Source organism: Veillonella rogosae JCM 15642 (assembly GCF_002959775.1).
In the GTDB taxonomy this organism is placed as follows: Bacteria; Bacillota; Negativicutes; order Veillonellales; family Veillonellaceae; genus Veillonella; species Veillonella rogosae.
The window spans coordinates 81,069-101,566 of the sequence record NZ_PPCX01000015.1 but is presented as its reverse complement, the minus strand read 5'-3'; the positions used below and the strand labels follow the sequence as shown (position 1 = coordinate 101,566).

General features: G+C 33.3%; 17 protein-coding genes and 1 pseudogene. 15 read left to right on the top strand and 3 right to left on the bottom strand.

Translation table 11 applies throughout. The features are described 5' to 3' along the window. A partial coding sequence (gene tnpA / locus VRHSUH09_RS10340) for an IS200/IS605 family transposase (protein WP_105082127.1) occupies positions 1-455 on the top strand: 455 nt, incomplete at its 5' end. Positions 456-606: 151 nt separating this feature from the next. Here tnpA and VRHSUH09_RS10335 read toward each other — a convergent pair. After that, positions 607-2,100 (bottom strand): DASS family sodium-coupled anion symporter, encoded by a 1,494-nt coding sequence (locus VRHSUH09_RS10335; RefSeq protein WP_105082124.1) that lies wholly within the window; start codon positions 2,098-2,100, stop codon positions 607-609. Positions 2,101-2,586: 486 nt separating this feature from the next. Here VRHSUH09_RS10335 and infC point away from each other — a divergent pair, with 486 nt between their 5' ends. From infC to VRHSUH09_RS10310, 5 genes are all read left to right on the top strand, one after another. Further along, positions 2,587-3,105 carry a translation initiation factor IF-3 gene (gene infC / locus VRHSUH09_RS10330; RefSeq protein WP_005386139.1) on the top strand — a complete coding sequence of 173 codons (519 nt, stop codon included), beginning with the start codon at positions 2,587-2,589 and terminating at the stop codon, positions 3,103-3,105. A 21-nt stretch (positions 3,106-3,126) separates the two neighbouring features. Continuing rightward, complete coding sequence (gene rpmI / locus VRHSUH09_RS10325; RefSeq protein ID WP_004696338.1) at positions 3,127-3,324, top strand: 50S ribosomal protein L35; 198 nt, start codon at positions 3,127-3,129, stop codon at positions 3,322-3,324. 46 nt (positions 3,325-3,370) lie between these two features. Continuing rightward, positions 3,371-3,721: a 50S ribosomal protein L20 gene (gene rplT / locus VRHSUH09_RS10320; RefSeq protein ID WP_004696335.1), complete on the top strand. Its 351-nt coding sequence runs from the start codon at positions 3,371-3,373 to the stop codon at positions 3,719-3,721. Positions 3,722-3,781: 60 nt separating this feature from the next. Continuing rightward, positions 3,782-4,270, top strand: a complete 489-nt coding sequence (locus tag VRHSUH09_RS10315) for a hypothetical protein (protein WP_105082126.1) — start codon at positions 3,782-3,784, stop codon at positions 4,268-4,270. A 147-nt stretch (positions 4,271-4,417) separates the two neighbouring features. Further along, entirely contained in the window at positions 4,418-5,059 is a 642-nt protein-coding gene (locus tag VRHSUH09_RS10310; protein WP_054748384.1) for a polysaccharide deacetylase family protein, read from the top strand. 122 nt (positions 5,060-5,181) lie between these two features. Here VRHSUH09_RS10310 and VRHSUH09_RS10450 read toward each other — a convergent pair whose 3' ends face one another. Further along, positions 5,182-5,418 carry a hypothetical protein gene (locus VRHSUH09_RS10450; RefSeq protein ID WP_155810143.1) on the bottom strand — a complete coding sequence of 79 codons (237 nt, stop codon included), beginning with the start codon at positions 5,416-5,418 and terminating at the stop codon, positions 5,182-5,184. Positions 5,419-5,529: 111 nt separating this feature from the next. On the opposite strand from VRHSUH09_RS10450, the gene VRHSUH09_RS10300 reads away from it, so the two are divergent. From VRHSUH09_RS10300 to VRHSUH09_RS10275, 6 genes are all read left to right on the top strand, one after another. Next, entirely contained in the window at positions 5,530-6,867 is a 1,338-nt protein-coding gene (locus VRHSUH09_RS10300) for a hypothetical protein (protein ID WP_105082122.1), read from the top strand. Between the two features lie 245 nt (positions 6,868-7,112). After that, complete coding sequence (locus VRHSUH09_RS10295; protein ID WP_054748383.1) at positions 7,113-7,955, top strand: BRO family protein; 843 nt, start codon at positions 7,113-7,115, stop codon at positions 7,953-7,955. Between the two features lie 369 nt (positions 7,956-8,324). Next, on the top strand, positions 8,325-10,226 hold the full coding sequence (locus tag VRHSUH09_RS10290) for an Eco57I restriction-modification methylase domain-containing protein (RefSeq protein ID WP_105082121.1): 1,902 nt from the start codon (positions 8,325-8,327) through the stop codon (positions 10,224-10,226). Beyond that, complete coding sequence (locus VRHSUH09_RS10285) at positions 10,226-13,489, top strand: DEAD/DEAH box helicase family protein (protein WP_105082120.1); 3,264 nt, start codon at positions 10,226-10,228, stop codon at positions 13,487-13,489. Before VRHSUH09_RS10290 ends, VRHSUH09_RS10285 begins: the two co-directional genes overlap by 1 nt. 253 nt (positions 13,490-13,742) lie before the next feature. Further along, a complete protein-coding gene (locus VRHSUH09_RS10280; protein WP_105082119.1) occupies positions 13,743-14,936 on the top strand; it encodes a hypothetical protein in 1,194 nt (397 codons plus the stop codon). Between the two features lie 57 nt (positions 14,937-14,993). Continuing rightward, positions 14,994-15,440, top strand: coding sequence for a hypothetical protein (locus tag VRHSUH09_RS10275; protein ID WP_054748377.1), 447 nt, complete (start codon positions 14,994-14,996; stop codon positions 15,438-15,440). 430 nt (positions 15,441-15,870) lie between these two features. On the opposite strand, the gene VRHSUH09_RS10715 is transcribed toward VRHSUH09_RS10275, so the two are convergent. Next, positions 15,871-15,921 carry a hypothetical protein gene (locus VRHSUH09_RS10715; RefSeq protein ID WP_353511575.1) on the bottom strand — a complete coding sequence of 17 codons (51 nt, stop codon included), beginning with the start codon at positions 15,919-15,921 and terminating at the stop codon, positions 15,871-15,873. 307 nt (positions 15,922-16,228) lie between these two features. Here VRHSUH09_RS10715 and VRHSUH09_RS10270 point away from each other — a divergent pair, with 307 nt between their 5' ends. The 3 genes and pseudogenes from VRHSUH09_RS10270 to VRHSUH09_RS10260 form a co-directional block, all read left to right on the top strand. Beyond that, on the top strand, positions 16,229-18,094 hold the full coding sequence (locus VRHSUH09_RS10270; protein WP_105082118.1) for an AAA family ATPase: 1,866 nt from the start codon (positions 16,229-16,231) through the stop codon (positions 18,092-18,094). Position 18,095: 1 nt separating this feature from the next. Continuing rightward, positions 18,096-19,358, top strand: a complete 1,263-nt coding sequence (locus VRHSUH09_RS10265; RefSeq protein WP_054748373.1) for an LlaJI family restriction endonuclease — start codon at positions 18,096-18,098, stop codon at positions 19,356-19,358. Positions 19,359-19,424: 66 nt separating this feature from the next. Continuing rightward, positions 19,425-20,294: pseudogene (locus VRHSUH09_RS10260) on the top strand (IS30 family transposase); the annotation flags it as partial. Positions 20,295-20,498 lie beyond the last annotated feature (204 nt).

The following is a 20,498-nucleotide window of genomic DNA, read 5'->3' as shown; positions in this document are numbered from 1 at the left end:
CAAAGACACAGAGCCTTGCGCACACAAAATGGTTATGCAAATACCACATAGTATTTACACCTAAGTATAGACGTAAAGTTATATATAATCAATACAGAAATAGTTTACGTGAAATACTGAGACGTTTATGTGAATATAAGGGCGTCAAGATTATAGAGGGGGAGCTTATGGCAGATCATGTGCATATGCTAGTGTTAATTCCACCTAAAATATCAGTTTCATCTTTTATGGGATATCTAAAGGGTAAAAGTGCGCTAATGATGTTCGATAAATACGCAAACTTAAAGTATAAATTTGGAAATAGACACTTTTGGTCCGAGGGATATTATGTAAGTACAGTAGGATTAAATGAAGCTACCGTAAAAAAATATATACGTGAGCAAGAGTTACATGACCAAATGAAAGATAAACTTAGTGTAAAAGAATATGAGGACCCTTTTAAGGGTAGCAAGTAATACATATCCCCTTTAAGGGGAGCGTTACGAGTCAATGGCTATGCGGCTTGAACGTAGTGAAAGCCAGCGCCTTTAGACGCTGGCCTAGTACTACGGGCTTATAGCCCGTGAGCAAACCACCCGTTTTACGGGTGGTTCTGATTTATTGATGTTAAGCAATTCCAATCCAGTGCCAGTATGTTAGGGCAAATACGAGCATCATAACATAGCCAATAATAGTCAATGGAATGCCTGTAGTCATAAATGTTTTTACGTCGAATGTGTCTGTACCGTAAGCCACCATACCTTGTGGTGAGTTTACTGGTAATACAAGACCGAAGCAGATCGCATATTGCATAAGCATGGTTACGCCGATTGGGTTAAGACCTTCTGCGTTATGTCCTACTACGATGGATATAACGATAGGAATCATAGCAGAGGAGAGGGCTGTAGCAGATGCAAATCCTAGGTGAATGACAATGAGGAAGGCCGCCATTACAGCAATTAAGATAAATACACTAGCACTTTCAAGTGAGAATGCATTTACGAATACTTGAGCAAGCCAAGTGGCTGCCTTTGTTTTCAGTAATACAGAGCCAAGGCCGATACCAGCACCAAACATAACGATGGAACCCCAGTCGATGTTTGGCTGTGCAAATTTCCAGTCCATAATACCAATTTTAGGGAAGAAGAACAATGCGATAGCCACGATTGTTGTAGTTGTTGTGTCGATAGAATGGAGCTTACCACCGGTAGCCCACAATGCAAGTAGTCCAATCGAGATACATAATAGTTTCTTTTCATCAGTGCTCATAGGACCGATTTCTTGGCGCATTTTAGTGAGTTGTACATCACCACCTACAAGTTCTTTGAACTCCGGCTTAATTAATGCTTGAGTTAAGAAGTAGGCAATGATAACCATAACAATAGAGAATGGAGCCGCTGCGGTAAGCCAATCTATCCAGCTAATAGATGTATTCATCTGAGTTTGTATAAAGCCTACAGCCACAAGATTTTGTGCGGCCGCCGTTTGAATCATAATATTCCAGAACGTATCGGCCTGTACGGCGCCTACCATGAGTAGAGCTGCTACACGGCTTTTACGTTCAATACCCAAATTTTCAACAATACCGATGATAATCGGTGCTAAGCAAGCAATACGAGCCGTTGCACTTGGTACGAAGAAGGCGAGGATAAGTCCTGTAATAATAACACCTAAATAAATACGGCTTACCTTAGTACCAACGCTAGACAATACTAACATGGCAATACGACGATCGAGACCTGTTTTGCGCATAGCTACAGAGATAAACATGGCAGCGCCTACAAGAATCATAGCCGGTGAAGAGTAACCAGAAATGATAAGCTTTAATGCATTAGCGGTACCCATAGCCTTGGCAGGTGCTTCGGGATTCGGTGAAAACCCTAACAGTAGCGCCGTAAGTGCTGTAATCATAGTAGCACTCACTGGATAGGAAACGGCTGAGGTCATCCATAAGATGATGGCAAAAGCGAGCACACCGATCATACGATGACCACCGGTAGATAATGTTTCCGGTGTAGGCAATAATAAAATACCACCTAGAACAATGAAGGATAAAATAAGTCCAATATTTTGAGCAGTTGTACGCGCCTTTTGTGGAGGGGCAGTAGTTGTTACACTCATAATAAAACTCCTTTCAATTTGTGTAATACCTATTACTGTATAATAATAAATAAGGTGAACTATATAAGCTAAACTATCCTATAAAGTATACTATTCTATAAAGTACACTATCCTATAATATACGCTATTCTATAAAGTACACTATATAAGATAGATTATTCTATAACTATTATTGTATCGTATTTTCTATAGAATTAGCTGTATAATTTATAAGAATATTGTATACATAAAGAGCGAGAGGTGTCAGTAAGTATACCTATATACAGAACTTATAATGTCTGTTATACTATAAGAGTTGTAATAGTAAATTCATTGTTAAAAGCTCAATATTTTTTATTGACTTTCACCATTCGATTTGTTATTATAATTAAGTAATTTATGAAGCAGAGGCCATCCGCCACTCACCTAATACCAAGAAGTATGAGGTTAATATAGAGAACTCTATTCGGATGGTGTTTGCCGTCCGTTTTTTTTATTCTCTTGGAGGTGAACGCTATTAGCAAGGATACACCACGCATTAATGAAGAGATTCGTGCTCGTGAACTTCGTGTCGTAGGTCCTGAAAACGAACAAATCGGCATTATGTCTGGCCGTGAGGCGTTGGCATTGGCTGAAGAAAAGCATCTTGATCTTGTGGAAATTGCACCTAACGCTAAACCACCAGTAGCTCGCATTATGAACTATGGTAAATATCGTTATGAACAACAAAAACGCGAGAAAGAAGCGAAGAAGAAACAAAAAATCGTAACTTTAAAAGAAGTTAAGTTACGTCCACATATTGAAGACCATGACTTTTACGTAAAAATGAAAAACGCATCCAAATTCTTGGGTGAAGGTAACAAAGTAAAAGTAACTATCATGTTCCGCGGTCGTGAACTTTCACATCCAGAACTAGGCATGGCAGTGTTGACACGTTTCGCTGAAGAACTCAAAGAAACAGCGTCTATTGAAAAAGCAGCTAAATTAGAAGGTCGTAACATGACCATGATTTTAGTAAGTAAATAATGTTTTGGGAGGATTATAATTATGCCAAAAATTAAAACTCGTCGTGCAGCGGCTAAACGTTTCGCAGTAACTGGTACTGGTGAATTCAAGCGTGCAAAAGCTTTCAAAAGCCACATTCTTGAGAAAAAATCTCCAGCTCGTAAACGTAATTTGCGTAAAGCTACATTGGTTGCAAAAGCTGACCACAAACGCGTAGCTAAATGCTTACCATACGCTTAATCGTTAACTATTAGATCGATACATCGTAATTTAGGAGGAATATACAATGGCAAGAGTGAAAAAAGGCGTTACAGCTCATGCACGTCATAAAAAGATTTTAAAATTAGCTAAAGGTTACCGCGGCACACGTTCCCGTTTGTTCAAAAAAGCTAATGAAACAGTAATGAAAGCGTTGTACTACGCTCGTCGTGACCGTCGTGCGAAAAAACGCGAATTCCGTCAATTGTGGATCGCTCGTATCAACGCAGCGGCTCGCATCAATGGCACAACTTACAGCCGTTTCATCGCTGGTCTAGCTAAAGCAGGCGTTGAAGTTAACCGTAAAATGTTGGCTGACTTGGCAGTTAACGATGCAGCAGCATTCGCTAAACTTGTTGAAGTAGCTAAAAACGCTTAATAGCATAACAATACAGACTAAGGACTCTCTTTGGAGGGTCCTTTTTTGTATGGTGAAAGTATGAAATACACGATTCGCTTTGGTAGCGCCAAGATGCTCTATGAAATGCCCTATGTAAATAAAGAAGGCACTTTTACGTTAGAGCGAGCAGGTACTTATGGCCTATGGCTTAGTGGAAAAATGTTTACAAAGGCGCCTATTGGCGAATTTGGTTTTAACTTAGTTGATGAAAAAACGGGAAGTACAATTCCTTTATTTCTATCTATTATGCGCGCCCGAGTTAATGGCATTACTCACTCTAGAATGGAATTATATACCTTTGATGCGGGTCCAGGTACCTATAAATTATCTATCACAAAAGATCCCTTTGTATTAGATGTAGTTATGAAAAAAGTAGGGGATAAGGTGATTAAAGATGCTATTGATTATAATCAATTTACTATACAAATCTATACACATATTTCCTTTGTTTTAAGGTTTATATCAATTTGGATGATTGCACTTGGACTTATTATTGCTGTATTAGGCGGAGTTCTTCCTAACATTTAGTGTGAAATAGTAGATAGTTTTGGCTATTTTATATAATGAATAAATTATGAGAAAAGTGAAATAGTAAAAGAGGAGTTTTATCGTAGCTTGTAGAACTAACACAGTAATAAACCTATTTAAAGGTGTTAGTTAAAAGGAGACAGTATTATGGGAATCTTTAAAAAGCTATGTATGACCTCTATGTTAGGTGTTATGTTAACTGTACCAACGTATGCAACTGTTGTTACAGGTAGTCAATCAGACGCAAATTTAGATTTAAAGTATCCTTTAGTTTATACAGACCATGCTTATGCTCAAAGAGTCATTAATACCGATATTGCCAATTATGTACTCAAAGCAAAGGATATGTATTACAACCAACATATTTATCAAGTTTCTCAAAACTATAAGGTTACCTATGAGGATAGTCAAGTTGTTTCAATCCTACTAACGACCTATTATTACTACGCCGGAGCTGCTCATGGTATGTATAATACAAGAGGTCTTGTATATAATAAAGTAACAGGTCAACGCATCCCATTATATAACTATGTAAAAATAGCGAATGCAGCACAATTAGATAATGGCTTACGAGCCCATGTATTAAGCTATTATACAGGTAATCACACAAAGAGCTATATTCCAAGTGGATGGAGTGTAAAATATGTAACCGATAACTATTGCTTACGCGGTAAGGGGAACATTGATCTAGTTTACCAACCATATGAATTAGGACCATATGCAGCCGGTAATACCTATATTGGTTTTACACCAAAGGCCATTGAATACTTTAACAGAATGAACTCCTGATAAATGCATGTTGCCATATTGAGCCTAACTGTATTTTGATGAATTAAATAGTGTTCTTGTAATATACGACAAAAGCCTATAGTACATGTTTAGTACTATAGGCTTTTAGTATACTTACTAAATTATCTTCTATATCCGCCGCATCCTCTAAAATTTGAGTTTGGACCACAATAATTTTGGTTGTTATTGTTGGATGTTGCATAGTTAGTATTGTTCGTATTGTTATCGGAGTTGTATTGTGTGTTAGTGTTGCAATTGTACTGAGAGTTATTGCATACATAATCGTAAGCAAATCCAGTAGATACAACAGCGGTTACGGCTAAAGCAGTCATGATGAGTATACGTTTTGTAAATTTCATAGTAATTACCTCCTTGTTCCTATATTTATATTATACTACTATGAGTCAAATGAAATATGATATTCTATATATATAATATTGGGGAGACATTATGTGAAAGGATGAGAGTTTATGATGAAACGTGCGTTAATGGCTGCACTATGTTTTAGTTTTGTGACATTAGGTAGCCAAGCAATTGATATTAATATACCAGGTGCAGATCCGACGGTATCTAAGGATTCGTATCAGAACTATCGTAAGACTGATGCAGATGCACGGCAGATGGAACGGAATGTTGAAACGGATATAAAAACATATATGCCAAAACAAGTAGTAGGTAATGGTGAATTAGATTTAAATGATGTCATTTATTCTAATCGTGAGTTGAACCATGCATTGGATTTTTCTTCATCTGTATTTATTTTGAAAGAGGATGGGGCCAATATAAAATTCACTATGCCCTACTCGAGTCGATATGGCAATACTGAAAAAATTGAAGATGGTACATCTATTTTCAGAAATGCAATGATTATGAGCCCTAATGGCGTAATTGGTTATGAGTTGCGTCATCAACCAGCAGGAAATAATTGGGAAGATAGTAAGATTCCTTATAGCAAGCTGACTATTGATGATATGAAAGCTATTGCAGAGAAAACAGCCGGCGTATTTCGTGGTGATGATCATTCATTATATGCTGGTAAATTTACGTATCCTACGGTTGAAAAAGCAACATGGGATGTAACGTATGCTAAGGATGTACCAATGGTAGGAAGCCTTAATTTTACGATGAAAAATACACCGACAATTTCGTATCATGTGGGTTATAATTTTATGCCTAGAAAACAGTTTAGTGTGTTAAAAGCACAAGGTGTTGATAAGGCTCAAGATATGATAATGTCACCGTTGGTAAATTATGTATTACCATCCATTGAACCAGCGAAGGATATTCTTTCAAAAAGTAAAGCTTTAAAAATTAATGATTTTACATTCTTAACGCTAAAAACAAGTAAAATGATTCGGGAGGATAAAAATAATTCGTATATGTATGTATACGATAGCGATCAGTATAGAGAAGGTATCATGGTGATGCCTGTTGAGGATGAAGATATACAACATCCAGAGAAGATTTTCCCGAAAGCCGTACGCAGTATTATCTTAAATGACAAGTACTCGAAACGACAACCGATCCAATTTGCTACCGTTTGGAATGATGCCATGCCATCCGTATATATGCAAATTAAGCGTCCTAAAACAACAATATATATGTTAATATCACATGATAAACAATACGTATACAATCACTTTATTATGACCTATAATACTAGCTCTTTGGTCGAAAAAGATTTGCGAGATATTGTGCAATATATAGATACTAATAACAATAAGGACTACTATAACACATTCCAAAGTGGGCTTGGGGCTAAGATGCCAAACGATATGGCGACGGTTGATATTAAGAATACGAAATAATAGACAATGTAAGGAAAGCTAAAAATACCCTGTGAAGTAACTCGCACAATAGGTTAGCTTTTCATGTAACTATAGGCTCTCTGTTGCAAGGTATATGCCTTACGATAGAGGGCTTTTTGTGTGTGGTAAAGGTTATAACAAACTATATATTTTTAGAAAATATCTTTATTTCTTATGGTAAAAGTCGTATACTATAGATAATAATATAGAACATATATTTGTATTTAAAGAGAGGAGGAAGATGTATGAGTGATGATATAAAGATGTTTGAAGGTAGTCAAATTCGTTCGGTTTGGGATAACGAAAGAGAGGAGTGGTATTTTAGTGTAGTCGATGTTATAGGTTCTCTGACTGAAAGCAATAATCCACGTGATTATTGGTATCGAGTGAAAAAACGTATGTCAGAAGAAGAACGAAGTGAGTTGTCGACATTTTGTCGACAACTGAAACTTAAGTCGACAGATGGTAAGTCATATAAGACTGATGTAGCTGATATGCAAGGTATTTTTCGTATCATACAATCTGTTCCATCGCCTAAGGCAGAACCTTTTAAAATGTGGTTAGCAGAGGTTGGTAAAGAACGTATTGATGAAATCATTGATCCGGAACTCACGATTGATAGAGCTTTAGAATCATATGCTCGTAAGGGATATAGCCGAGAATGGATTAACCAACGATTACAGGCTATTCAAGTGCGTAAAGAACTTACAGATACATGGCAAGATCATGGTGTTAAGGGTAGCAATGAATATGCTATCTTAACCAATGAAATTTCAAAAGCTTGGTCCGGAATGACTACTCGAGAGTATAAGGATTTTAAAGGCCTTAAAAAGGAAAACCTGAGAGATAATATGTCTACTACGGAGCTTATTTTAAATATGTTGGCAGAAACAGCAACTAAAGATATTGCAGAAGCTAAAAATCCACAAGGATTAGAGGAAAATAAACAGGTTGCTCAAGATGGCGGTTCTATCGCTGGTGATGCGCGTAAATCTATTGAATCTAGAACAGGTAAACCTGTTATTACATCTAAAAATGCTATTGATTTAGGACGATTAATTACTGACGTGGTGAAACCTGATAGATGAACGACTTGAACGAATGAAATGAAAACGTAATTGTAGGGTATCTAAAGGTAATTTGAAAATATCTATTCAAAATGTTTTATATGCTTTAGAGCAATATGGATTTCCGAAATTGAAGAATCCGAAAAGTAGTATTACATTTAATATATATTGATAGAGTAGATTGTAAAAAATCAATGCCACATCATATCGAGGTGTTTTTGTCTCATATGATGTGGTATTTTATTTATATAATACATATGATGTTGTATGTGATGATTATTATTACTTATTTAGTGCATTATAATTCTATAAAGTAGGGTGTACTTTAAAATTTAGATGAATAATTATATAATGATTACAAATGTATTATTAATTTGAAATGAGGCTTATATGCAATTATTAACAGTGGATATTAGTGAAGAAGGGATTGCTAATGATTCTGGAACGCTGTTGACAATTTTACTAAAAGATCGAACAACAAATAAAAATATTGTATGGGCTTCTCCTTCTTATGAAGGTATGGGGAAGCCTTTTTGTGCTGACCAGCCTATTAAAAAAAATCTAATTATAGGTTCTTATGATTCCATTATTCAACCACGTGTTGAAAAGAATAAACGAAATCAAGAATTACGTACTCGTAAACGTGGTGAAGTATTTACCCCACCTTGGCTTGTTGATAAGCAGGTATCTATTGTAATGAATGAAATCGGGGATATTTCTTTTGAAAGCTTTATTGCTTTACGTTGGTTAGAGCTTGCCTGCGGTGAGTCACCATATATTGTAACTCGTTATGATTCTGTTTCTGGTGATATTATTCCTGTTGATAAGCGTGCTGGTTTTTTAGACCGGAAATTGCAAAGAATAGCGGAAGAAGGAACTACGGAGAAAGAGTTTATTAAATGGTCTAAAATAGCTTATGAATCAAGTTATGGCTATGAGTTGCAAGGTGATTCATTACTATTAGCTCGTGAAAACCTATTATTATCATTCTGTGAACATTATGATTATAAATTTGGTAAATTACCAACTATGAAGGTAATTAAACAAATAGCAACTATTATCTCTTATAATATATTCCAAATGAATGGTTTAACTAAACAAACTCCATATTCGGATAACTTAACGGAAAGTGTTCAGCTTAATTTATTTGATGAAGTAAACAATCAAGAGGAGAAGGGGGATAAGTTTACATTAGTCAAGGATTGGCAAAATAAAGTGTTAGTATCTATGGATGCAATTTCCAAGGGAGATGAAATTATGAAATTTGATGTTGTAATTGGGAATCCGCCGTATCAAGAAGAGGCACAAGGTACAAGTACAAAAGATATGCCCATTTATCATAAATTTATTGATTCTGCAATTGAAGTGGGGGAGAAAGCTTGTTTAATTACTCCTGCAAGATTTTTATTTAATGCAGGAGGGACACCTAAAAAATGGAATAGAGAGATTCTTAAAAATCCACATGTTAAAGTTCCTTATTATGAACAAAATAGTGATAAGGTATTTCCTAATACAGATATAAAAGGTGGAATAGCCATAACCATATTTGATAAACATAAAGATTATGGTGCAATAGAAACATTTACATCGTTTGAAGAGTTAAATTCTATTATGAAGAAGGTTAATGTAGCGTCAGAACTATCATTAGCTGAAATTGTAACGAATCGTGGCGCATATAGGTATTCAGATTTAATTTATAATGATTATCCTGATGCTATGAAACGAGTTTCAGATAGACGTTTGGCCTCCAATGCGTTTATAAAATTACGAGAGCTATTTTATAATCATATACCTAATGATGGTAATGAATATATTAAGATATTAGGTAGATTTGATAATGAACGAGTATATAAATGGTTCCGTAAAGACTATATAAATAATCCTATTAATTTAGAGAAGTATAAGATAATTATACCTAAGGCGAATGGTAGTGGTGCCATAGGTGAAGTTTTATCTACGCCCCTAATTGGGGAACCTTTAATCGGGGAACCTCTGATTGGGTATACAGAAACATTTATTGCTATTGGGGCTTTTATAACAGAATTTGAAGCTAAAGCTTGTTTAAAGTATATTAAAGGTAAATTTTCACGTGCGATGTTAGGAATTTTAAAAATTACACAAGATAATACTAAAGAGACATGGCGTAAAGTTCCAATTCAAGATTTTACACCTAGTTCAGATATTGATTGGTCTGAGTCCATTGAAGATATAGATCAACAGTTGTACAAGAAATATAATCTTTCACAAGATGAAATAGATTTTATTGAATCCAAAGTGAGGGCTATGGACTAATGGGGACAGAGATAAAAACAGGGAAGGTTATTGAACCTAAAATCTATGCATATACTACACCGCAAGTTACCACTAATGATGGATGGATTAAGATTGGGTACACGGAACGGGATGTGGAGACTCGAATTCGTGAGCAAACTCATACGGCAGCAATTGAAACAGAACTTTTATGGAATTATTTAGCTGAATATGTAGAAGGACCAGATAAAGGTCTAAATTTTAAAGATCATGATTTTCATAGCTTCTTAAAGTTCCATGATATCGAACGTAGACCGAAAACGGAGTGGTTTTATTTTAATGGTACGCCGGAGAAATCAGAAGGTTTATTTAACAAGTTTATTCATCATGATGTATCAGGTTATCAATCAGGAAAAAGTAATGAATACACATTACGTCAGGAGCAAGACGAAGCTGTTACAAAAACATTGGCTTATTTCAATAGTCATGAAAACAGTGAATTCCTATGGAACGCAAAACCTCGGTTTGGTAAAACATTATCAGCCTATGATTTACTTAAACGATTAGGTGTAACAAATGTTTTAGTGCTTACTAATCGTCCAGCTGTTGCTAATTCATGGTATGACGATTTTGATCAATTTATTGCGGGAACTACAGAATATAAATTTGTTAGCAGTACCGATTCTTTAAAAGACAGACCATCTATGAGCCGAGAACAATTTATTGAATATCTTAGTGAACATGATGAGGCAAAACAAATTGCTTTTATTAGCTTACAAGATTTAAAAGGGTCTAAATATTTTGGTGGCGAATACGATAAGTTAAAATGGGTGGCCGATTTACATTGGGATTTAGTTATCATAGATGAAGCTCACGAAGCGGTGGATACACGTAAATCCGATTTTGCATTTAGCAATATACATAGACGTTGGACCCTTTATTTGTCGGGTACACCATTTAAATCAATCGCCAAAGGTCAATTTAGTGATGAACAGATTTATAATTGGTCATATGCAGATGAACAACAAGCCAAGAAAAATTGGGATAGCACGTGTGAAAGTGAGAATCCATACGAAGTATTACCTCAATTAAATATGTTTACCTATCAAATGTCTAAGATGGTTTTAGATGTCATTAATGATGGTGTAACTGTTGATGGTGAAAACTATGACTATGCATTTGATTTGAATGAGTTCTTTGCTACTAATGAGAGTGGTGAATTTGTTCATAAAGAAGCAGTTGTTGCGTGGCTTGATACTTTAACACATAATGAAAAATATCCATTCTCTACAAAAGATTTACGCAATGAATTAAAGCATACATTTTGGATTTTAGATCGTGTAAGTTCAGCTAAAGCTCTTAAGAAATTATTAGAAAATCATCCTACATTTGAAAATTATGGGATTGTATTGGCTGTAGGCTCAGGAAATGCTTATGAATCAGGAGATGAAGGAACAGAAAACCTTAGATCTTTAGCTGCGGTTCGGAAGGCTATTGCTGAGAATGAAAAAACGATTACACTTTCTGTTGGTCAATTGACTACAGGTGTAACTGTTCCTGAGTGGACTGGTGTTATTATGCTATGTAATATGAAGTCACCAGCCCAGTATATGCAGGCTGCTTTTAGGGCACAAAATCCATATTCATGGACAGAAAAAGGTAAACACTATAGAAAAGAACGGGCTTATGTATTTGATTTTGCACCAGAACGTACACTGATTATTTATGATAAGTTTGCTAATGATTTATCTATGGCGACTGCTAATGGCCATGGTACGACTGATGAAAGAAAAGAGAATATCGGTGAATTATTAAACTTCTTCCCTGTTATAGCTGAGGACTCATCAGGTCGAATGGTAGAGATTGATGCGGCTCAGGTAATGACAATTCCGAAACAAATTAAAGCTCAAGAAGTTGTTAAACGTGGTTTTATGTCAAATCTTTTATTCGATAATATTGCTGGTATTTTTAGAGCAACTCAAACTGTTTTAGACATTCTAAGTGAGTTGCCTGAAGCATCTCAAGGTAAAGTTGTTATGGGAAATGATGACATAGATATTGTTGATGTTGATTTAGACGATGATGATAATCCAATTGTTCCAGACGAAATCGTTATTAATAAACAAGAGGCTTTATTTGGAGATAAATTAAGAAGTTCAATTATAAATATTGAAAATACGATACGTAATGAAGATTTAAAACCGACATTGGAGGATATGCTAGCTCGTGTGACTGCACCTGTTATTACACCAATTGTTCAGGAAATGCAAGAAACGTATGGTCTTAAAAATCGAGCAGCACAACGAATTGAAAAAGATATTAAAGATGCAATTAAGACGGTAGCTGAAGAAAATGATAAGGCACAAAATGTAGCCATAGCCCATAAAGAAGCTGAATATAAAGAAAAAATTGAAGCTGCTAAATCAGAAGAGGAAAAGCTAGCTATTGAAACCGAACGAGAAGAAGTAATTAGTGCCGTAAAAGTAGAATATAAAGATAAGTTTACAAAAGATATTAGTACAACATTACAGGAATTGCCAAAACAGCTTATTAAACAGCAGGAAGTAGAAGCTCTACAAAACCGAATGAATAGTGATGAAGAAAAAATTCGTGGTCATCTACGGGGCTTTGCTAGAACAATCCCGAGTTTCCTTATGGCCTATGGTGATGAGCAGCTTACACTAGATAATTTTGATACCTATGTAGATGAAGATGTCTTCCATGAAGTTACTGGAATCACTTTAGATCAATTTAGATATCTACGTGATGGTGGAGATGGTTTTAATGGCCATTTATTTGATGCGCCGACATTTAATGAAGCGATACTTGAATTTTTACGTAAAAAAACAGAACTTGCTAATTACTTTGAAGATAATAAAGAAGATATCTTTGACTACATTCCACCACAACAAACAAATCAAATTTTTACACCTAAAAAAGTAGTAAAACGGATGGTTGATGAATTAGAAAAAGAAAATCCTAATATTTTTGATGATCCAACTAAAACCTATATTGATTTATATATGAAGTCTGGATTGTATATCGCGGAATTAGTTAAACGATTATATAACAATGAATCTATGAGAAAACAATTCCCAGATGATGCGGCAAGGCTGAAGCATATTCTTGAAAACCAAGTTTATGGATTTGCACCATCTGCTATTATCTATCGTATTGCTACAAACTTTATCTTTGGACCAATTGGGGATAATGTAAGTACAAAGAATTTTGTGCAAGAAGATACAACACCTTATGCTAAAGTGGGGAAGATGCAGGCGTTGATTGATAGTTACTTTGATAAGTGATGTAATAAAAAAATATATTGATTAAGTAAGTATAAAATTTACTCTATCAGTCTAGTTTTTATATAATATGAATTTATTAATTCCTAAATTGAAATATGTAAAGTATCTTTTGTATAAGGAAAAGAAGAATATCTAAAGTATTTTTATAAAAAGAGAGCTTAGTTTTCTATAAATATTAATATGTTAATTAAATAAATTATATTAAAGTCATTATTATATCGTTTGTGTTGTTAGTAAATAAAAGGAGAATATTATGTCTTGGGATGATGAAAATTATGAAATTGATACTTCGGAAGCGGATAGAATATTAGATTGGGAGGAAGAGGAACGTGAGAAAAAGCAAGTTTATTATGGAGGGGTAGCGGTTTTAGAGAAAATTTTTTCTATTAACGATATCAAGATTCAGTCATTAGATAAGAATCTTAATAAATTGTTTTCAGCTCACCATCTTAATAGTAATAAGATTATAGAATCTATAATTGAAAGGTATCGAACAAAAATTTCAGTTATATTAACAGATTTTCTTGATACAAAAATTCAGGTTTTCCCTGATAAAGAACACTTATTATATCCTAAAACTTTATTTAGTATATGTATGGATGAATACCAAAGTAAAGGGTATGATGGATCTAAAGTTTTATTTCAGAATCTAATAGAATTTTCTCGTTTATATATGGTGCATTTTAAACGACAATATAGTGTTATCCAAAGTATGATTAGTGAAATCATATTAGATTCTAATTCTCCATTTTATAAATCTGATTCATATCGCTCTCCTACTCTACAAAAAATTTTTAAGTTAAATATTTGCTATTGTATATATAAAATTCTTATAGCTGTTTCTACTATTACATCCCCATTGAGTGAGAACACTCTAAAATATTGTCATACAGACGAATATTACTATATGGATATTCCAGTTAACCTTGATTTCAGGAATGTACCTTTTAATAATAATAAACGAATTCGATTAAGTTTTATTGGCAAAAATCGACGATTTCGTATTTCCCAAACAGAATATAAAACTGAGAAAAAAATTAGATATAAAAATGTCGTAGAATATGAAGCAAGCACCATTACGGAGGCATTTAAAATCTATTTTACTGATCAGCATCTTGATTTGGAGAAACAGATTGTTCTTCCAATGATAGAATTAATTGAAAATGATAATAAAAATATATTTAGCATGATGAGAAATTTACAAGGTAAAGTGAAAACTGATTATAATCAAGACTTCATATTAAATCCTTTATTTTTGCCATTAAGTATAAGTTTTACTAGAGCAATTTGGACTAGATTTGTAACTGAATATAGGAATAATTTATATACTAATATAGATAGTAATATCAACATAAATATTACTACATCACTTAGTGGGAGAAGCATACTTTATAATGATGATTTAAGAACTCTACTATGTACGAATAAGTATACTTTGAGTCTTTAATAGTCATATAAAAGTATAGTGTTGTATTTAGTAGGGATTTATTTAGGAGATAATCTTATGATAGGATTTATAATTTTTATCATACTCATATATTTCGGTTATAGATTTATAAGTAATTGTTTTAAAACAGTTCAAAATAATAGTAATGATATATATGAAATAAATAATGAAGGAGAGTCATCATCAAATGATGATTCTACGATTCCAAAGAATCAAGAAGCTATTTCTTTAAAAGATTCCAATTACAATGATTGCTGTCTAGGTATTGGGATAGATTATAGAGAGCGATTCCAAAAGTATTTTGATGAATATCAAGATGACTTAAATGAAAATATAGATATTTCTACATTATCTGTATATAGTTACTATGAGGATTACATAGATATTCAACAGGGAATGGAGGAAGCAATTAAAGCTGAAGAAGATTATCAAAATAAATATAATTTATATAAAGAGTTAAGTAGTGATTTTATAATTGATGAAGCTGATGATATGACATATTAGAATTTTCAATAAGACTTAGTTCGAAGCTTTATAATAGTAGATATAGTTGATATTATAAAAATCTCTTCTGTCAATTTTTACTTATTTAATTTGAATATGTAGATTATATGTAGTTTGTAATCACTTAGATTTAATATCTACTTAATATGGGATAAGTATAAATGTTATTTATTACTGTTAATCAGGAAAAGATTAGCCTTTAATAATTTATTAGGTATGAATTATTTTTCATTATACGCAGAATTGGGAAAGAAGACTTATGTGATTCCTTTCCCTATTTAGATATGATATAATTTATATCATAGTGAGGCATAAATGGTTTCGACGCCAGACTTCGCTTCTAAAGTAAATATTTGAAGAAATGGTCTGACTTCTATGTCGGGCCTTTTTTCATGCCACGATTAGAAAGCTAGCTTTTGCTAGATGTCAATCACTTTGCTGCCATGATAATGGTCGCTACAAGTATGCCAAAGGAAATCATGAGCGATAACACTTTGAATGTACTCATATTGATCACCGCCAATCTCTAGAAGATTAGTAAAGGTTGGAGTAATTTAGTGGGATTAAGCTCAATATAGTGTTAGTAATAATAAAAGTAAAAATATGAAAGGTTCCTAATTGTCATTAATTTGTCTATTAGGACCTTTTCTATTTTCAGTGCTAGATAGTTACATTTTTGTAATTCATGAAATGTTCATAATTTAATTTATCTATGATAAAATATAAGTAATATAGCTAGATTATGAGATTTGGTATACTTCTTTTATTGGAAAAATGTGGGGGATAATATGGGGTATATTGATAATTTAACAACAGAGGAAAGAGTTTCTTATTTAATAAAACCTATTTTAGAGGTACTTAGTCAATCGAGTAGTTCATTAACGACAGCAGAATTACGCTCTCAAATAATTAAGATGGATCCATATATTGCTGAATATGCTGAAGCTGTATATACTTCAGAGAAAACAGGAATCCCTTATAAGGATTTTACTAAAAGATTTAGTCTTGCAATTAAAGAGCTAGAAGTTTTAGGTATTTTAAGTCGTGAGGGTAAAGGTCAAAATAGTAGTATTTTATTAACACCAAAAGGTCAAGAGCTAGATATATCAACATTAAATGTGGAAAAAGAAATTAGGGCTAAAGCGCAAGTTTATTGGAAAGCGAGACGAAAAAAGATGACTAAGAAAAAAACAAAGTCAGCTAATGTAGCAAAAAATGAAAAGAGATTGTTATGGAGAGCAACTGCAAACTTTAAAGAATCTGGTTTCTCTTGGTATCAACTTGAAGTTGGTGATATTGTTACATACAACTATGCAACTGAAAAGAACATAGAAATTGGAAGATTTGGCTTAGGATATAATAAAGATTCTGGAGAGGGATCTAATAAACCTGCGGGTTCCATAGTTTGTGTTTTTCAAATTGTTGATTATTTGATGTTACCTGATTCACAAACTAATAAAGCTGTGTTACGTTGTGTTCATAAATTTGATAACCCAATAAGTCTTTCTGAGATTAATAGTTGGTTTAATGATGGAAGTTCATTAAATCTTCAAGGTGGGCTTGCCTCAATTTCAGATACTCAAGCAGATATTATTATTAATAAATTTGAAAGTATTATACCTAAATTATCACCCTTTATAAAAAGTAGTAAAATATTTTTACCAATAGATCAAAGAGAACACCCACTAGAAAGAGAACACCCACTAGAAAGAGAACACCCACTACAAAGAGAACACCCACTACAGATAATGTTGTATGGTGCACCTGGTACTGGCAAAAGTTATAGGATAAGCTCTTTAATAAGAGAAAGTTATCCTAGCTACAATGAATATGATGATAACCCTTATGTTTTCCGTACTACTATTTATCGTGATTACTCTTACTTTGATTTTGTAGGTAATATTATGCCTGTAACAAAAGATGGGAAAATATCTTATGAATTTGTACCAGGAATTTTTACAACTGCTCTATTTGCTGCGTTAAGAAATCAAGATAGTGGTATAGATGTATATCTTATTTTAGAGGAAATGTCTCGTGGGGATATTGCTAGTATTTTTGGTGATATATTCCAGCTATTGGATCGGGATGATACTGGTAAAAGCATGTATGGTATTAACAATAAGTCTATTTATGAATACCTTATTTTGAATGGTGTTTTAAAGGCTGGATATAAGATTATTATTCCATCGAATTTACATATTATCGGTACAGTTAATACAAGTGATCAAAATGTTAATGTTATTGATACTGCGTTTAAACGAAGATTCGACTTTGAATATGTCGGAGTTGAACCTATTAAGTCAAATAATGGGTATGTCAATAATTTTAGTATTAATTTTACAAGTGACAATCAGTATGAGTGGGTAAAACTATATCAAGCAATCAATCATGTTATCATAAATGATTTAGGATTAGCAGAAGACAAACAGCTCGGTCCTTTCTTCTTAAAGGATAAAGATAATGATAACTTAAATAGAAAGCAAGTTGCCAATAAATTATTACATTATTTATGGCAGGATGTAGAGCGTGTTTCGTATACTAGTGGAAGCCTTTTTGCTGATGGTATAACATCTTTTAGTCAATTATATTATGCATTTGAAAAGCAAGAGAATATTTTAAGTAAATCTGTAATCGAGCAATACGGGAAGTTATGATATGGAAAAGGATGTATTGGACTATCACTTTGAAATTATTAATGATGGTGATAATTTGACAGAGTCTTTTTGTAATGATTGGGATATTTATTCATATTGTGATCGATATAATGAGAGGTTGACCTGCTCGTTTGTAGGGATGGTAGTGAAAGAAGGTAATATTCTACTATCCTTTCCTAAGCACTATAATGTTGGTAAAGTCACTTCACGAGATGAGAAGTTATGGATATTACAATCGATGAAAGACATATTACATATTATAGAGCAAGATAGACAATTGTATGGAGTTGAGCCTGGACAATTAACTGACACGATTCCTGTAGATTCATATCATCATATTCTTAGATATTATTTAGAGCTTGGATTATATCATCGTCAAATAAGGGATACCTCTAAAGGTTATAAAGGGCACATCAATTGGAATCAAACAATTAATTCAATTCGTCCTTTATTAAGTGATGGAAATTTTATATATTCTCAATTTATAGTTAACTGTGAATATGATGAGGCAATTTTTATTACTGAATGTATGGATTATGTGTTATATGACTTTTATAATTCCTTTCAATCTTTATTAGATGATATTCATCCTTATAAGCGTCAATTTTATAATCCTATTTTTGACGAGTACCATTTTTGTATCTCTAAATTACAAACATTAGTTGGTCGTTTTTTCAAGGATCATGAACGATTGTTATTGAATTCCTTGATAACATACTTTCAATGGAAAAGTAATCGTAGTAAGTCCTCTAAGTTTTTAACTCTGTATTTTGAATGGTTCTGGGAGCGTATGGTAAACGCCTATCTATCTAGTCATCTCCAAATTATGGGACATGATTATAAAATTACTAAGGAGCTACAACCTACCAAGCTAAATATAATAAAACCAGATAACATGGATATCGAGCAACGTAAAAAAGGTGAACGTAGTCGATTTTCAATACAGTTTGATCATTACTTAAACATCATAACTAATAGAAGACAACAATTAATCTTATTATTCGATTCTAAGTATTTTTCAAATGATGTGAATGCATTTAATTATAAGCAAGCATTTTATTACTATTACTTGCGTGGTAAATATAAAGATGCCATTATTAGAAATGCTTTAATCATACCTACATCCGGTGAAAGTGAAACTGTAGTACACGTTGATAGACAACACATTGATGGTCTATATATTCGTGAGGAATATATAAATCTTAAGGATGTAATTGACTATTATAATTCGATGCTTAATTGTAGAATGAAATTGAATACATAAAAAATCCATAGTGAACCTTGTGTTATGATTTAGGTGTCTAATCAAAATATAACCGAGGTAATCACTATGGACTACAATAATCATAACACGACATTACGCATAAACAAACACTTAAACTTCGAAGAACGATTTTATTTAGAAAAGAGAATCGTTCTAGGAGATAGTATTGCTGCAATTTCACATTCACTGGGCCGTTCTAGAACAACTATTTATACAGAATTAAAACGTGGTACTGTAATTCAAATTCGACAAGGTAAATCTCAACTTGTATATTTAGCTGATTCTGGACAAGCAACATACGAAAGACAACGTGTTGGCTCCTTTAATACCATGAGAATTGGTGCTATAGAATCTTTTATAAATTGGATTGAAAGCAAGACTCTAGCTGATCATTGGTCATTTGATGCTGCTGTTGGATATGCTAAACATAAGGGTTTATTTATGCGTAATGAAATGGTTTGTACTAAAATTTTATATAACTATCTTCACAAAGGTGTATTAGGTATAAAAGCAATTGATTTACCATTGGTAGTACGGCGTTCCCAACGAAAATCTATTTCTAGAAAACATAAGCGAGAACTTGGTAAATCCATAGAACTTCGCGATCCTAATATTGAAACGCGCGAGGAATTCGGACATTGGGAATTAGACACCGTCCGTGGAACAAAAGATAAGACAGACCATGTTTTAGTCTCTTTACTTGAGCGTAAAAGCAGATTGTATGTGGCTTTACGGTGTCCCTCAGCACGAGCTACTGATGTAAAAGAAACACTGCATGCATGGTTAAATACGTTTAAAGATGTTAATCTAGCTTGCTTATGTAAAACAATAACTGCAGATAACGGTTTAGAGTTTTCAGAGATATCTAATTTAGAAAATGAAACCTTGTCTATTTATTTTGCTCGACCTTATTCTGCTTGGGAACGTGGATCAAGCTTCTAAATTATAGAACGCCCTTGGAAGTCTTTCTTGAAGAAGTAGAATTAGATTAAATCGGTATTTATTACTTACAAACTAAAACAAGGAAAGAAACCATTAGATTTCTTTCCTTGTTTTAATATGATATAATTTATATCAAAGTGAGGCATAAATGGTTTCGACGCCAGACTTCGCTTCTAAAGTAAAAATTTGAAGAAACGG